General features: G+C 69.9%; 14 protein-coding genes. 6 read left to right on the top strand and 8 right to left on the bottom strand.

Features of this window, described 5'->3' with window-relative positions; genetic code table 11:
• Nucleotides 1–41: 41 nt before the first annotated feature.
• Both FHS44_RS17035 and FHS44_RS17030 read right to left on the bottom strand, forming a co-directional pair.
• The gene (locus FHS44_RS17035; RefSeq protein WP_184715735.1) at nt 42–2,555 is read right to left on the bottom strand and encodes a tetratricopeptide repeat protein; all 2,514 of its coding nucleotides are present in this window, start codon (nt 2,553–2,555) and stop codon (nt 42–44) included.
• Nucleotides 2,556–2,801: 246 nt separating this feature from the next.
• Nucleotides 2,802–4,898, bottom strand: coding sequence for a M6 family metalloprotease domain-containing protein (locus FHS44_RS17030; RefSeq protein WP_184715733.1), 2,097 nt, complete (start codon nt 4,896–4,898; stop codon nt 2,802–2,804).
• Nucleotides 4,899–5,066: 168 nt separating this feature from the next.
• Between FHS44_RS17030 and FHS44_RS17025 the strand changes: the two genes are divergently transcribed.
• From FHS44_RS17025 to FHS44_RS17015, 3 genes are read left to right on the top strand one after another with little or no spacing between them, the layout of a single operon-like run.
• Entirely contained in the window at nt 5,067–6,125 is a 1,059-nt protein-coding gene (locus FHS44_RS17025; RefSeq protein ID WP_184715731.1) for an amidohydrolase family protein, read from the top strand.
• Between the two features lie 21 nt (nt 6,126–6,146).
• Nucleotides 6,147–6,557, top strand: a complete 411-nt coding sequence (locus FHS44_RS17020; protein ID WP_184715729.1) for a YbaB/EbfC family nucleoid-associated protein — start codon at nt 6,147–6,149, stop codon at nt 6,555–6,557.
• Nucleotides 6,554–6,943 carry a hypothetical protein gene (locus tag FHS44_RS17015; protein ID WP_184715727.1) on the top strand — a complete coding sequence of 130 codons (390 nt, stop codon included), beginning with the start codon at nt 6,554–6,556 and terminating at the stop codon, nt 6,941–6,943. Before FHS44_RS17020 ends, FHS44_RS17015 begins: the two co-directional genes overlap by 4 nt.
• Here the strand turns inward: FHS44_RS17015 and FHS44_RS17010 are convergent.
• From FHS44_RS17010 to FHS44_RS17000, 3 genes are read right to left on the bottom strand one after another with little or no spacing between them, the layout of a single operon-like run.
• Complete coding sequence (locus FHS44_RS17010; protein WP_184715725.1) at nt 6,888–7,448, bottom strand: type VII secretion system-associated protein; 561 nt, start codon at nt 7,446–7,448, stop codon at nt 6,888–6,890. The genes FHS44_RS17015 and FHS44_RS17010 overlap by 56 nt on opposite strands.
• 14 nt (nt 7,449–7,462) lie before the next feature.
• Entirely contained in the window at nt 7,463–8,539 is a 1,077-nt protein-coding gene (locus FHS44_RS17005; protein WP_184715723.1) for a scabin-related ADP-ribosyltransferase, read from the bottom strand.
• Between the two features lie 43 nt (nt 8,540–8,582).
• Nucleotides 8,583–8,993 carry a MarR family winged helix-turn-helix transcriptional regulator gene (locus tag FHS44_RS17000; protein WP_312863685.1) on the bottom strand — a complete coding sequence of 137 codons (411 nt, stop codon included), beginning with the start codon at nt 8,991–8,993 and terminating at the stop codon, nt 8,583–8,585.
• Between the two features lie 122 nt (nt 8,994–9,115).
• On the opposite strand from FHS44_RS17000, the gene FHS44_RS16995 reads away from it, so the two are divergent.
• Together FHS44_RS16995 and FHS44_RS16990 are read left to right on the top strand one after the other, a co-directional pair.
• Complete coding sequence (locus FHS44_RS16995; protein WP_281401479.1) at nt 9,116–10,864, top strand: ABC transporter ATP-binding protein; 1,749 nt, start codon at nt 9,116–9,118, stop codon at nt 10,862–10,864.
• 94 nt (nt 10,865–10,958) lie between these two features.
• The gene (locus tag FHS44_RS16990; RefSeq protein ID WP_184715717.1) at nt 10,959–11,312 is read left to right on the top strand and encodes a PRC-barrel domain containing protein; all 354 of its coding nucleotides are present in this window, start codon (nt 10,959–10,961) and stop codon (nt 11,310–11,312) included.
• 64 nt (nt 11,313–11,376) lie between these two features.
• Here the strand turns inward: FHS44_RS16990 and FHS44_RS16985 are convergent, their stop codons facing one another.
• Together FHS44_RS16985 and FHS44_RS16980 are read right to left on the bottom strand one after the other, a co-directional pair.
• Nucleotides 11,377–11,604 (bottom strand): DUF397 domain-containing protein, encoded by a 228-nt coding sequence (locus tag FHS44_RS16985; protein WP_221460917.1) that lies wholly within the window; start codon nt 11,602–11,604, stop codon nt 11,377–11,379.
• Nucleotides 11,605–11,622: 18 nt separating this feature from the next.
• On the bottom strand, nt 11,623–12,480 hold the full coding sequence (locus FHS44_RS16980; RefSeq protein WP_184715715.1) for a helix-turn-helix domain-containing protein: 858 nt from the start codon (nt 12,478–12,480) through the stop codon (nt 11,623–11,625).
• A 289-nt stretch (nt 12,481–12,769) separates the two neighbouring features.
• On the opposite strand from FHS44_RS16980, the gene FHS44_RS16975 reads away from it, so the two are divergent.
• Nucleotides 12,770–12,949 carry a hypothetical protein gene (locus FHS44_RS16975; protein ID WP_184715713.1) on the top strand — a complete coding sequence of 60 codons (180 nt, stop codon included), beginning with the start codon at nt 12,770–12,772 and terminating at the stop codon, nt 12,947–12,949.
• On the opposite strand, the gene FHS44_RS16970 is transcribed toward FHS44_RS16975, so the two are convergent.
• The gene (locus FHS44_RS16970) at nt 12,946–13,692 is read right to left on the bottom strand and encodes a PIG-L family deacetylase (protein WP_184715711.1); all 747 of its coding nucleotides are present in this window, start codon (nt 13,690–13,692) and stop codon (nt 12,946–12,948) included. The genes FHS44_RS16975 and FHS44_RS16970 overlap by 4 nt on opposite strands.
• Nucleotides 13,693–13,694: the final 2 nt, after the last annotated feature.

Below are 13,694 nucleotides of genomic sequence, written 5' to 3'. Positions count from 1 at the left end.
TATTACTCAGTGTCCTATTTTCTGGGACGCCGGGGGTTTTCTCAGGAGGTCGTTCTCTCCGCGCACTCCTCCGCCCTGCGGAGCAGTTCGAGCGTACGGCCGGTGCCCGCCTGGTTGCCAAGACTGCGGTAGATGCCCTGGGCCCGCCCGAGCAGCGTCAGGGCCGTCCCGCAGTCGCCCGCCTCCAGGTGCTGCTCACCGAGGTAGCGCAGGCTCCTGGCCATCCACCACCGGTCGCCCAGCTCCTCGAACTGCCCCACGGCCCGCGTCAGCGCCTGCTGTGCCTCTCCGGTACGGCCCAGCCTGCCGTGGGCGCGTCCCGCCGACAGCTCGGCCCTGGCCACACCCCAGGAGTCGCCGATCGCGGCCAGCATCTCGGCGGCCCGCCGTACATAGGTCAGCTCGCGCAGCCCGTTGGCCGGGTTGCCCACCTCACCGGCCGCGCGCAGGCACCGGGCCTCCTCCCACAGCTCCCCGCGCAGCCGGAACATCTCCGCGGCCCGGTCCAGGCTGAACCCGGCCCGGGTGAAGTTCTCCGCCGCGGCCTTGGCGTCGCCCTGGAGCTCCAGGGTCCGCGCGGTCGCGCCGAGCACCTCGCCGTAGACACGCAGGGTCTGCGCCTCCGAGTAGCGGTTGCGGTCGCGCTGGAAGACCCCCAGGGCGTCCTCAAGGAGCTGACCGGCCTCCTCGGGCCTGCGCTGGGCGAGCCTCAGCTCGGCCAGGTTGCGCTGGCTCCTGGCCGTCCACCAGCGGTCGTCCTCGCCCTTGAACGCGGTGATCGCCCCGATCAGGTAGCCCTGGGCCCGGTCGAGGCTGCCCTCGTTGAACAGGGTCATGCCGACCGAGCGCATCGCCCGTGCCGCCCACCAGGACTCCCCCAGCTCGGTGAAGACGTCGAGCGCCAGTTCGGCGTCCTTCCTGGCGCCGTCGCGGTCGCCCTGTCCTCCGGCGACCGCGGCCCGGTCCAGCAGCGCGATGCCCAGGGCCCGCCGGTCGCCCAGCCGGGTGGCGGCCTCGCAGACGATCTCCGCGACCGCCCGCCAGTCGGACCAGTAGGCCCGCAGCGAGTGGCACAGCGAGCAGAAGGCGCGGCCCAGGCTCCAGGTCAGCTCCCACATCTCCAGGCTCCTCGCCTGGTGGATCATGGCGACCAGGGTGCGGCGCTCGGCGTTGAGCCAGTCGGCCGCCGACGCCTGGGTCAGCTCGCCCGAGGCGGCCAGCTCCGTCCGCCTGCCGCTGCGCCCCCAGTCCTGCGGCCAGCGGGCCACCGCGGCGGCCTCGGCGCGGCGCCGGTAGCCGGACAGCACCCGCTCGATCGCCGCCCTCCTGTGCGTGTCGTCGTCGCGGGCGAGGGCCACCTCACGGGCGAAGATCCGGACCAGGTCGTGCAGGCGGTAGCGCATGGCGCCGGAGAAGTCGACGCCGGAGGAGTCGGCGAGCTGGGCGTCGATGAGCACCTCAAGCTGGTCGGCCCCCTCAAGCTCCGAGGTCGCCAGCAGCTCCCCCGGCACCCAGCCGGGCACGTCGGGGGCGGTGAGCAGGCTGAGCGTGCGCAGCAGGCGGCGCTGGATGCCGGTGCAGTCGTCGTAGCTCAACTGGAGCGAGGCCCGCACGCTGCGATCCTGGCCGCCGCCGAGTTCGAGCTGGTCCAGACGGCGCCGCTCGTCCCTGAGGCGGTCGGCCAGTTGGCGCAGGGTCCAGTTCTCCCGGGTGGCCAGGCGCCCGCCGCAGATGCTGATGGCCAGCGGGAGATGGTCGCACATCCGCACGATCTCCTCGGCCGCCTCCAGGTCGGCGGCGACCCGCTCACCCCCGGCCAGCCTGGCGAGCAGCTCCACGCCCTGCGCCGAACTGAACACCGAGAGCTGCTTGTCGTAGGCGTTGCGCAGGAACAACGGGTTCCTCGATGTGACCATGACCACGCATCCGGGGTCGGCCGGGATCAGCTCCATGACCTGGCCCGCCTCCTGGGCGTTGTCCAGGCCGATCAGGATGCGCCGGTCCTTGGTCCAGGTCAGCCAGAGCCTGCGCAGCTCGGTCAGGCCGCCGGGGTCGGTGGTCAGCCGCACGCCCAGCGCCCGCAGGAAGCCGATCAGCACCTCCTCGGGGCGGACCGGCGCCTCGACCGTGCCGCGCAGGTCGGCGTGGAGCCGCCCGTCGGGGAAGCGGTCCGCGACCTCCTGGCCGAACCTGGCGATGAGCGCGGACTTGCCCACGCCGCCTCTGCCGTACACCGAGACGACCAGCGGCGGGCGGTGCTCGGCGCGGAAGCGGTCACGGCGGTGCTCGGCGAAGACCCCGCGCAGCTCGGCCAGCGACTCGACGCGCCCGGTGAAGTGCGCGGGGATCGGCGGCCACTGGTCGGGCGGCCGCCAGAGCGCCCCGTCGTCGGTGACGGCCTCCTGCCGTCGCGCCCGCGAGGTCGCCCAGGCGATCGACCCTGCCAGCAGGCCCGAGGCCGTGACGATCGCGACCGTCCACCACGGCGACAGCGAGACCACGTCGGGCAGGGCCGTCAGGACGCTGACCCCGGCCGCGGCGATCCCCAGTGTCACCGGGGCTGCGAGCGGTATCCGGCGCCTGGGCGAGCCGGTTTCACGACGGTCAGGCACGTTCGGCGGACCGGGCATCCACACCCTCCGGAGAGAACCACACCGCGTCGCGGTCCCCCGACTCCGACGCGTCGTCCCTGCCTTGATTCAACCAGACGCCCGGTGGCTATTGATCACCTAATAGATGGATATTTCGGGAAATGGTGGCCTCCCCACCCTGAGGAGCGGGGAGGCCGTGACTGGGGTCGCCTACAGGCCGACCACGTGACAGGTCGCCCTGGCCGTCTTCGACGGGTCGCTCTCGGAGGTCGCGGTCAGCGTGACCTTGGCCAGGCGGGTGCCGCCGGAGGCCCGCTGGGCGTTGACGGCCACGAGCGTCTGCTCGCCGAAGCCCGCGGTCGCGAGTTGGTTGGGCAGCGAGGCGGTCCAGCCCTTCCCCTCGACGGTCGCCGAAAGACGGTAGACGTCCTCACCCAGGTAGGCGCTCACGTCCTCGGGGTGGTTGCCCTTCGCGGGGGCGTTCCTGCCGGTGTTGAACAGCGGGAAGCGGCAGGTGGACAGCCCCCTGTCCGTGGGCAGACCGGCCGTGGGCAGCAGCCGTACCCCACGCTTCTGGGGACCGGCACCGTCCAGCGAGCGGATCGCCACCGTGTAGGACAGGACGCCCTTGCGGTCGCGCCGCACGTCGAGGACGTAGAAGTGGAGCCGGTTGGCCTTGTCCACGTACTCGAACTCCGAGCCCGAGTTGGTGCCCGCGTGGAACAGCGCGTCGGACAGCTGCCGGTAGTCGCCGATCGTGATGGGCACGGCGGTGCCGTCAGGCAGGACGTAGTCGGTCATCCCGATGTCCTGGGGGTTGGCGTCCACGACCCACTCGAAGGGCGCGTTGTCGGCGTTCTTGGTCTTGGCCAGCAGCACGCCGGAGTCGGGGGTGAAGGAGTCGGCGCCCATCCGGTCCACGACCTCGACCGTGTAGTTGTCGTAGCCGCCGCCGTCGCAGAACGCGTCCTTGGTGATGTCGCAGGCGGGAGCGTGGTCGCCGTCGCCGAAGGCGATGTTGACGCCCGACAGGTCACGCGGTCCCGGCTGTACGGCTCGCGCGGTCACCCTGGCCACGACGAGACCCGACTGGGCCAGCGCCTCGCGGGACAGGCGCAGCACGTTGCGCTCGTCAACCATCTCCAGTTTGATCTTGTTGCGGAGCATGTGCTGGGCGCCCATGGAGCCGCCGGAGGTCGGAGGGATCAGCCAGCGGCTGTGCGGGCCGCCGGGGCCGTTGAAGCTGCCCCGGCTGAGCATCTCCCAGATGCCGGTGTAGGCGCGGCGTGGCGGCACCCCGAACGGGTTGTTGTAGTTGTCGCCGATACCGAGGATGTGGCTGAACTCGTGGGCGTAGACGCCCTGGCCCGAGCTCTCGGCCTGGGTCGAGGAGCCGCCCCCGGCGTTGGGCCAGATGGAGGAGGCCGACGCCCAGGAGGTCCACTCCACGTAGCGGGTCCTGGCCCAGTTGGGCAGCGCGGGGTCGGGCGGGCCGAAGTCGTCGGTCACCGCCTCCTTGGTCGGGAACTTGATCGACCCGAACTCCTGCCAGGTGGCCGACTCGTCCTGTCCGGCGCTCAGGTAGAAGACGAAGTCGAAGCCCGCGGGGACCTCCTGGCCCTCGGCCGCGGTCCAGGCGGCCCTGCCGTCGGTCCTGATATTCCTGTCGCATTTGTCCCCGGCCGGGCAGCCGGTGCCCGCCTGGAACTCCATGGCGTACTCGTGCGACTTGCCGGGCATCTGGTAGGGCCCGAAGGCCGTCAGGTCGACGCCGTAGCGTCCCCCGGAGTCCTCCATCCAGTACTCGTGGATGGTGTGTCCACGGTTGAGCTGGTTCGGGGTGTTCAGGAAGTCCCTGTAGAACGTGGCGACCTTGTCACGGGGGATGTCGTGGGCCTCGGCGCTGGGGTTCCTGAAGACCGTCGAGCCCTTGGGCTGGGTGACCACGAACTGCTGGTTGGGGTAGTCGAGCAGGACGAGCGCGCCACGGAAGGTCCGCTTCGATCCCTTGACGGAGGGGTCGGCCCACTTGGTTCCCGGGGGCTTGCGGTAGTCGGCCCACGTCATGTGGTCCGGGTTCTTCCAGTTCTGCGGGTCGATGGGCGGCGGGTCGCCGGGCCTGCCGCGCAGGGCGGTGTCGGCGGGTTCGTCCTGCTGCCACGGCTGGGTCCGAGGCCACTGGTCGAGGCGCCAGGGGTGCTCGGGGTCGGTTGACGGATCGGCGGAGGCGGGGGCCGAGACGATTCCGATCGGGATCAGCACCGCGGCCGCGATCAACGCTTTCAGTAACCTGGGGGGACGAGTCACGAAAAATGACGCTATAGATCGCTTTCCGACTGATCAATCGACTTCTGTAGGAAGGTCGTCTGTCAGATGTAGGAAGAGAATCTTCCTGACTTCGCCGGTGCGGCGTTTGAGATCACCAGGTCGCTACACTTAATCTCTCTTAAAAGGGACAAACAGCCAGGAGTGCCTATGCCCACGCCCGCCGGCCGGATCGCCGGTGCGCGTGCGCTCCCAGCGGTCAGCGTGCACACCGCGCCGCTCGTCCTGCCGGTCTGCGAGCCTCCCGTCGAGGACGGCGCCGTCGCGGTCAGGGGAAACCGGGTGCTCCGGGTCGGGCCGCGATGGCAGATCGAGAGCGCCTTCCCCGGCGTCGCCCCCACCCGCTGGCCCGGCATGATCGTCCCCGGCCTCGTCGACGCCCACCTCAGGCTCGACCGCGCCTACAGCCCCGCCTTCGCCCACGGCGTCACGGCGGTCGCCGGGGTCGTGGGCGACCTCGACTCCGCCTCCGTCTTCGGCGCGACCGGCATGGGCGGCATCACCTACCTGGAGACGCGCTGCCCCGACGAGGGCACCTGGGAGCGCGAGGGACGCGACCAGCTCATCACCGCCATCCGCGAGGTCGACCACCCGGGGGCCATCGGCATCGCCGCCCACTCCCCCGACCCGGTCGTCATGGAGGACCTGGCCATCCTGTCGCGGACCTTCGGCCTGCGCCTGCACATCGAGCTCGGCCGCCACCCGCTGGCCTTCCTCGACGAGGTGGGCGCGCTCGGCCCCGGCTGCCACGTGGCGGTCTCCAGGCCGCTCGACGAGGCCGACCGCAAACTCCTGCGCATCAGGGGTACGGCGGTGGCCATCACCTCGCCGTTCGCCGTCGAGGGGCTGCTCGACGGTGACGAGACGGTCGCCTTCGGCACCAGGACGGGCGGCGACCCACTGACCCTGGCCAGGACGCTGCTGCGCGAGTCCCCCACGTCCGGCCGCGTCCTCGTCGAGGCGGCGACCACGGGCGGCGCCAAGGCGCTCGGCATGGCTCACGGCCCGCACCGCGTCGGCTGCCTCGGCCAGGGCAGCCGCGCCGACTTCGCCGTCTTCACGGTCGAGGCGAGCGCCCGTACGGCCTGCACCGCACTGCTCGTCGAGGGGGCGGGCCGCTGCGTGGCCACCTTCGTCGGCGGCCGTCCCCGCTGGCGGCTCGACGAGGGCACCAAGAGCGCGGACGGCGGAGTGCGGCGTCCGGCCTGAGACCTACCGGGAGCGATCAACGTGCACCAGAACGGGCAGCCCTTCGACGACCTGCTCGCCGAGACCATCCGGTCCCTCTCCGCGCTGGAGGATCCGGGAGATCCGGCGCCGGAGACGCTTCGGGGCAGTGGCCAGGCGGCGGACGGCCAAGTGAGCGTCCTGGTCGGCCCTGACGGACGGCTGGCCGAGCTGAACCTCAATCCGCGGGTCATGCGGATGGCGTCGGAGGACCTCGCGCGGGAGATCCTCACCGCGGTGAACGCGGCTCTCGACGACCTCCGCGCGGGTATCCCCGGCCTGGACCCCGCGGCGATCCTGGACCCTCGGAGGCTCACGGAGAGCCTGGAGGACGTCCAGGCCGACGTGGCGCGCCGCCTGGACGAGTTCGCCTCGGGGGTCGAGCTCGCCGTACGACGTCTGGAGGAGCGGTGACCGACAGTCACGGGGTGGACGTCTCGCGCGCGGACCTCAGGAGCACGGGCGCCGGGCTCTCCGGGACCGGCACGAGCCAGGCGGAGAACGTCCGGGCCCTGCGCGCCTTCCTTGAGGGCGAGGGCGACCCCTGGGGGGACGACGAGCTGGGCAGCCTGGTCGGCGCGACCTACCACGCGGTGACCCGGCACGCGCTTGAGGTCTACGAGTCACTGGCGGAGCGTCAGGTGACGACGGGCGACGGCGCCGCGTTCATGGCCGCGAGCTACCAGGTGGCGGAGCAGCGGAGCGAGGAGGAGGCCGACCGGATCACCCGGTCCCTCCAGGACGTCAACGGCGCAGGTCCCCGGGGGGCAGGATCACCCCCACCGGTCCCGAGGGATTGATCGCGACACCGACGGCCGGGGGCAGCAGGGCGATCAGGTCACCGCCAAGAATCCGCTGCCAGCCCGTCGCGCCCTCGGGAAGCTCACCGGGCAGGTGTTCCTGGGCCGTGTAGACGAAGGCCGCCCGCCCCTCGCCCGTGTCGAACACCGGGATGCCCCCTCCGGGACCCGCGGCCACGATCACCTCGACCTCCCGGAGCAGGGGGACGATCCTCTCCCCCGTGTCGTAGCCGGTCGCGCTGAGCTGGACCGCCGCGTCCAGCGGGTCGGACGGCTCGGGGTAGCCGAGCGCCACCGGCGAGGGCCGGTAGTTCGGATTGCGGCGGAACTCCCCGGTGATCTCACCGCGCCCGTCGGCCTGCCACGCCCCGACGACGCCGTACGGTGGCACCTCGCCCTCGGGGTCGAAGAAGGGGTCGATCGCGTACAACCACGCCCCGGGACTGCGCCGCGCCTGTTCCCGCAGCTCGTCGGTGAGCGGCGGGGGCGGCAGGGAATCGTTCACTCAACGTCTCCTGATCATGCCTGTGGGTAGCCGGGATAGGGATCGAAGTGCGGATTGGGGATGAAGTGCTCCGGCGTCTTCGGCACGCCCTCCGGCCAGGCGCCGGAGACGTAGCGCCGGTGCACGCCACCGGGGAAGGCGATCTCCTGCTCGTGGTGCAGGCGGGCGCTGCCCGTGGCGAAGGTGCGGTTGGCGTCGATCCCACCGGGGGCGTCCACCTCGTAGGTGTAGCGGCGCGGCAGGACGTTGGAGATGTCCCGGCGCGTGCTGGTCCCCACGAAGGCGGAGGAGGAGCCCCGGTGCACGTAGGCGTCCAGGTCGGTCGCGGACGGGTCCCGTGGGTGGAACCCCTGCTCGAACACCTCGTCCGGTGACCTGTTGTCGGCCCGGTAGAGCGGTTCGCGGTCCCTGCGCCAGATCGGATAGGGAGTGATCGTCCTGACGTCCACACTCCTGTCGGCGGCGGCCTCCAGGTAGTTGTCCGGACCGCGCGGCGGCGTGGGCGGGCGCTGCGGGCCCTTCGGGCTCTTCGGTAGCAGGGGCGGCCCGGCCCCCGCGCGCTCGGCGGGCTTCCGCAGGAGCTTGGAGGCCCGCTCGAAGAGGCGCAGCGCGCTCCGCCTGAGCAGTTCGACCGCCTTACGGATGATCTGCCGTACGGCCTGGCGGGCGTTGCCCACGAGGGCGGGGACGGCCGTCAGGGAGGCTCCGCCCGTGGGGCCCGAGGCCGTGGCGAGCCGCCGCAGGTTCAGCGCCAGCCGTACGAGAACGGCGATCAGTGAGACCTTCATGGCGAGCACGGCCATGGCCGAGATCTGCTGGGCGTAGCCGATGAACAGGGCGGCGGCTATCGCGTCGCCGGACCGTTTCGAGGTGTCCCGCCAGTCGTGGTCGAACGCCTTGATGTCGTCGCCGTCGTTGCGGAACGTGGTCTGGGCGACGTGGGTTTCGGCGGCCGACGTGTTACGGCTCATCGTCGTCGCGAACGTGATCCACCGCTGTCCGGACGCGTGGAGTTTGTCCTCGTCGATCACCGGCCAGGGGGTGACGAGGCTGAGGACGGCGGCGAGCTCGGGCGGAGGTTGCAGTGCCACGGTGACCTACGAACCCGACGACCGACGCGGCATGACCTTGATCCTAACGCCCCTCGACCAGGCTCAGCAGATCTCTCAGTTGCTCCCGCTGGTCGGGGGTGAGCACGGAGAACAGCTCCTCGGCCGCCTGCCTGCGCGCCTCGCGGACCTGCTCGTAGCGGGCCTCTCCCTCGGGGGTGAGCGCCAGGAGGGTCGAACGGCGGTTGGCCGGATCGACCTCGCGCCGCACCAGCCCCATCTCCTCAAGGGCGTCGATCACCGGGGTCACCGAGCGCGGCACGATCCTGAGCGCCTCGGCGAGCTGGACCATCCTGAGCGGCGGTTCGGCCTCGGCGATCACCCGCAGCGCCCGCACCTGCCCGGGGGTCAGGCCCAGCGGGCCGAACCGCGCGCCGTACCCCCGGCGCAGCCGATGGCTGACCCCTCGCAGCAGCTCGGCCAGTTCCGTCTCCACCCCCTGAACGTATCTCATTGTCCACAGGAATGAATATGAGTTAACCTCTGTTTGAGAGAACATCAGAAAGGGGTTGCATGCCTGAACGAACCGAAGGAACCTTCTCCCACGAAAGACCCGATATGACCGACGAACCCCGTGCGCCGCTGCGGCGCATCGTCACCCTGTTCCGTCCCTACCGAGGCCGCCTGGCCGTGGTCGGCGCCCTCATCGGTCTGTCCTCCCTCGTCTCACTCGCCTCGCCGTTCATGCTGCGCGAGGTCCTCGACGACGCCATCCCGCACGGCAGGACCGGCCTGCTGACGCTGCTCGCGCTCGGCATGGTCGCGGTCGCCGTCGTCACCAGCGTCCTGGACGTCGTGCAGACCCTCGTGTCGAACACCGTCGGCCAGCGCGTCATGCACGACCTGCGCACCGGCGTCTACGCGCACCTGCAGCGCATGTCCCTGGCCTTCTTCACCAGAACACGCACCGGCGAGGTGCAGTCGCGCATCGCCAACGACATCGGCGGCATGCAGTCGGTGGTCACCTCCACCGCCGCCTCGATCGTCTCCAACCTGACCACCGTGATCGCGACGATCATCGCCATGGTCGTTCTCGACTGGCGGCTGACTCTCGTCTCCCTCCTGCTGCTGCCGGTCTTCGTGTGGATCAGCCGCAAGGTCGGCCAGGAGCGCAGGAAGATCACCTCGGAGCGGCAACGCAAACTGGCCGCTCTCTCCTCGATGGTCCAGGAGTCGCTGTCGGTCAGCGGCATCCTGCTCGGCCGCACGATGGGCCAGTCCCCCGAGCTGACCGGGCGGTTCACCGCGGCCTCCGACGAGCTGGCCGACCTCGGGGTCCGGTCGAGCATGGCCGGGCGCTGGCGGCAGTCCACCATCCAGATCGTCATGTCGGCGATGCCCGCGGTGATCTACTGGGCGGCCGGGCTGACCTCCGCGGTCTCCATCGGCACGGTCGTCGCCTTCACCACCCTGCAGATGAGCCTGTTCCGGCCGACCGTCTCCCTGCTGCGGCTCGGCGTCGACGTGCAGAGCTCCCTGGCGCTGTTCGGCCGCATCTTCGAGTATCTCGACCTGCCCGTGGACATCCACCCGGGCCGCAAGTCGCTGAAGGACGTGCGCGGCGAGGTCCGCTTCGAGCACGTGGACTTCTCCTACGCCGGGCCCGACGCGGAAGCCGTTCCAACGCTGTCGGACGTGGACCTCACCGTGCCCGCGGGCACGACCCTGGCCGTGGTCGGCGAGACCGGCTCGGGCAAGACGACGCTGAGCTACCTGCTGCCCCGGCTGTACGACGTGACCGGGGGCCGGGTCACCGTTGACGGCGTCGACGTCCGTGAGCTGAGCTTCGAGACGCTGGCCGAGGTGGTCGGCGTGGTCTCCCAGGAGACCTACCTCTTCCACTCCTCGATCGCCGACAACCTCCGCTTCGCCAAGCCGTCCGCGACCGACGCCGAACTGGTCGAGGCGGCCCGCGCCGCCCGCATCCACGACCACGTCATGTCGCTGCCCGACGGCTACGAGACGGTGGTCGGCGAGCGCGGCTACCGCTTCTCCGGGGGCGAGAAGCAGCGCCTGGCCATCGCCCGCACGCTGCTGCGCGACCCGCCCGTGCTGATCCTCGACGAGGCGACCAGCGCCCTGGACACCCGCACCGAGCGTGCCGTCCAGGAGGCCCTGGACACCCTGTCGCGGGGCCGTACGACGATCACCATCGCCCACCGCCTGTCAACCGTCCGTGACGCCGACCAGATCGTGGTCCTCGACCACGGGCGCGTCGCCGAGCGCGGCACCCACGACGAACTGCTCGCCGCCGACGGTCACTACGCCGCTCTCGTACGGCGCGACGCCGCCCTCGCCCCCGCCTGACCGCTGATCGGAAAGCGCTCTCCGGGGGCGTTTATCCCGGTCATCATGGGTAGCCATCCCTTGCGCATCCCATGATCGGTGAGGGGGGACGGACATGACCGTCGAGAACCTGTGGACCTACCGTGCCGGTGTCTTCGAGGACGAGAGCCTGAGCGTGATCGGCTTCGACGTCGAGACCACCGACGGCGTGATCGGCACGGTGGACGAGGAGAGCAACGTGGCCGGTGACAGCTTCGTGGTCGCGGACGTCGGCTTCCTGAGCTTCGGCAAGAGGGTCCTGCTGCCCGCCGCGGCCGTCACCCGGATCGACCCGCACGCCCGCAGCGTCCACTTCTCCCTCGGCAAGGAGGAGATCGAGGGGGCGCCGGAGTTCGACGAGAACACCTACCGGTCACCCGCCTACCGCGCCCGCCTCGACGACCACTACGGCCGCCTGCCGGTCGCCTGAACCCATACGAGAGGGCCGTCCCAACCAGGACGGCCCTTCTTCGGTTCTCTAGGCCGGGAAGGTTCTAGGCGGGAAAGTCGAACTCGCCGTCCTTGACGCCGCCGATGAACGCTTTCCACTCACTTCGCGAGTAGACGATCACCTCACCATCGGGACGATGGCTGTGCCGTACGGCCACCCGCCCACTCCCATCAGCGAACGGCCCCGCCTCCACACAGCTTCCGCCCATGTTCTCGCTGCTCTTCGTACTGATGTGCCAGGCCACCTGGGCCAGGTCCTCAGAAATGGACATGCCATACCTTTCATTCGCTCACCGTGAAAGCTCCCTCGCTATCGCGGCGATGAATTCAACCGATTCCTCGGGACTGAGCGTGAGCTTCAGCGCCTCTTCGTACATCCTCACAAAGCTCTCGCTGTCCGGCGACTCCACGTAGATGGCTCCCTTCGGGGTTTCGGCATAGCCGACCCCAGGAAAACCCTCTCCCAGGGTGAAAATCCGGAATGCGCCTGTAACGCAGGCATGCACTCCCACGCTGAGCGGCAGAACGCGAATCTCCACATTCGGCCTGGCCGCCTGGTCCACGAGGTGACGGAGCTGTTCCACCTGGCATTCCCTGCCGCCGACCTCACGACGCAGCACCGCTTCGTCGAGAATCACCATGAAACGCGGCGGATTCTCTCCTTCGAGGATCTTCTGACGCCCCATACGGAACTCGATCCAGCGGTCGATCTGCGCCTCGTTCGCGTCGCGTTCGAGCGTCGAGATCACCACCCGCGCGTACCGTGGGGTCTGGAACAGACCGGGCAGGATCATGCTGTCGAAACCCCGGATCTCAAGTGACCGGGCCTCCAGCCAGGCGAAGTCGACCAGCGCACCGGTCACCTCTCCGTCGTAGCCGTCCCACCAGCCCTTCTTCCAGACCTCCTGGCTGAGCCTGACGAACTCTTCACGGCGCCTGGGGTCAGCGACGCCGTACAGGTCGAGGAGGGCCAGCAGGTCGGGGCGGCGGATGGGGTAGCCGCCCGTCTCGAAGCGGCTGACGGTTCCTGGATCGCGCTGAAGATACTCGGCGGCGTCCTTGAGAATCAGGCCGTTGGCCTCGCGTAGATCCCGCAGTTGCTGACCGAGCCACTGGGAACGCAGAGTAACCCATTTCACCGCAGCCATAACTCACCTTTCCGGGCATACCCACGCAATACACGGAACTTTCCAAGTAAAGATGCTGGACAACTTGTCGAGCCGTCTGTACGCGTGCCACTATACACACGGTAATTACAAGGTCACGGTGAATACATCACCGGAAAGCCCTCCGCCGAGCGAAGGCAAAAGAAAGGCCGGGACGGGCTCTGCTTGAAGGGCAGCCCGCCCCGGCCTCCGACACCGGAAGGGAAGCACCCGCATGGAGCACCTCACTGATCCATTCCGATCCCCCGATTATCCCTCACCCCCAGGCCCGGTGCGCGCGTTCGCGCTGGTCCAGGAGATCGACGAGGGAGAGACCGAGGTCGTCGCCTACGGTCTCGAACTGCCGACCGGCATCGCCGCGACCGTGGGCGTCGTCCAGGGGTTCGGCAGGTGGCAGAGCGCCCGCAACGCCGCGAAGCGGCTGCACTCCGACCTCGTCTGGCTGACCTAAGCCGACAGGGCGCTCTCCCTGGGACCGGTGTGGGACAGGCGCCGGTACCACTCGTTTCCCAGGGCGAGCGCCCGCAGGTCGTCCGGCAGGGACAGCAGCATGTTCAGCGACGCGCCCCGCTCGATCTCGGACTCGTGGGCACGCATGGCCGCCAGCTTGCGTTCCACCCACGGCCCGACGTCGAGATGGGTGGTGATCTCCTCGTCGGGGATGCCCAGCATCGCCTGGCCCGGCTCGGGGGGCGCACCGAACACCTTCTGCCACTGCGCGAGCACGAGGGAGCGGGGAACGGTCACCAGATAGAGGGCACGGGTGCGCCAGGCCGTCCCCGCATCCTGATAAAGCTGGTCATATCCGGCTGCCTCGACCGCGGCTAGGGTCACCCGGTGCGTGCGGATGTGCTCGGGATGCCCGTAGGCACCGTATCCGTCATAGGTGAGCACGACATCGGGTCTGAACTCCCGGATGTGCTCGACGACCCGTCCCACGGCCTCGTCGAACGGCGCCTCAAGGAAGCCCGGCACCCCGTATCCCGAACCGGGATAGCCCAGCAGCCTGGGCTTTCCCGCGCCGAGGATCTCCAGGGAGCGTTCGAGCTCGGCGACCCTCCGGGGGTTCTCCATCCCGGTGCACGTGACGACGGCGGTCGTGGCGCCCTCGTCGGCGTATCTCGCCAGGGTTCCCCCGGTCCAGATCGCCTCGTCGTCCGGATGAGCGTGCACGCACAACAGCCTGAGCCTCATCC

This window comes from Streptosporangium saharense, assembly GCF_014203715.1.
GTDB lineage: Bacteria > Actinomycetota > Actinomycetes > Streptosporangiales > Streptosporangiaceae > Streptosporangium > Streptosporangium saharense.
The sequence above is the reverse complement of the archived record's forward strand: the minus strand, read 5'-3'. Positions and strand labels throughout refer to the sequence as shown.

Coding starts and splice junctions, on each gene's coding strand:
- FHS44_RS17025 (WP_184715731.1), top strand. CDS start 5,067: ATGCCCACGCCCGCCGGCCGGATCGCCGGTGCGCGTGCGCTCCCAGCG.
- FHS44_RS16995 (WP_281401479.1), top strand. CDS start 9,116: ATGACCGACGAACCCCGTGCGCCGCTGCGGCGCATCGTCACCCTGTTC.
- FHS44_RS16990 (WP_184715717.1), top strand. CDS start 10,959: ATGACCGTCGAGAACCTGTGGACCTACCGTGCCGGTGTCTTCGAGGAC.
- FHS44_RS16985 (WP_221460917.1), bottom strand. CDS start 11,604: ATGTCCATTTCTGAGGACCTGGCCCAGGTGGCCTGGCACATCAGTACG.
- FHS44_RS16980 (WP_184715715.1), bottom strand. CDS start 12,480: ATGGCTGCGGTGAAATGGGTTACTCTGCGTTCCCAGTGGCTCGGTCAG.
- FHS44_RS16970 (WP_184715711.1), bottom strand. CDS start 13,692: ATGAGGCTCAGGCTGTTGTGCGTGCACGCTCATCCGGACGACGAGGCG.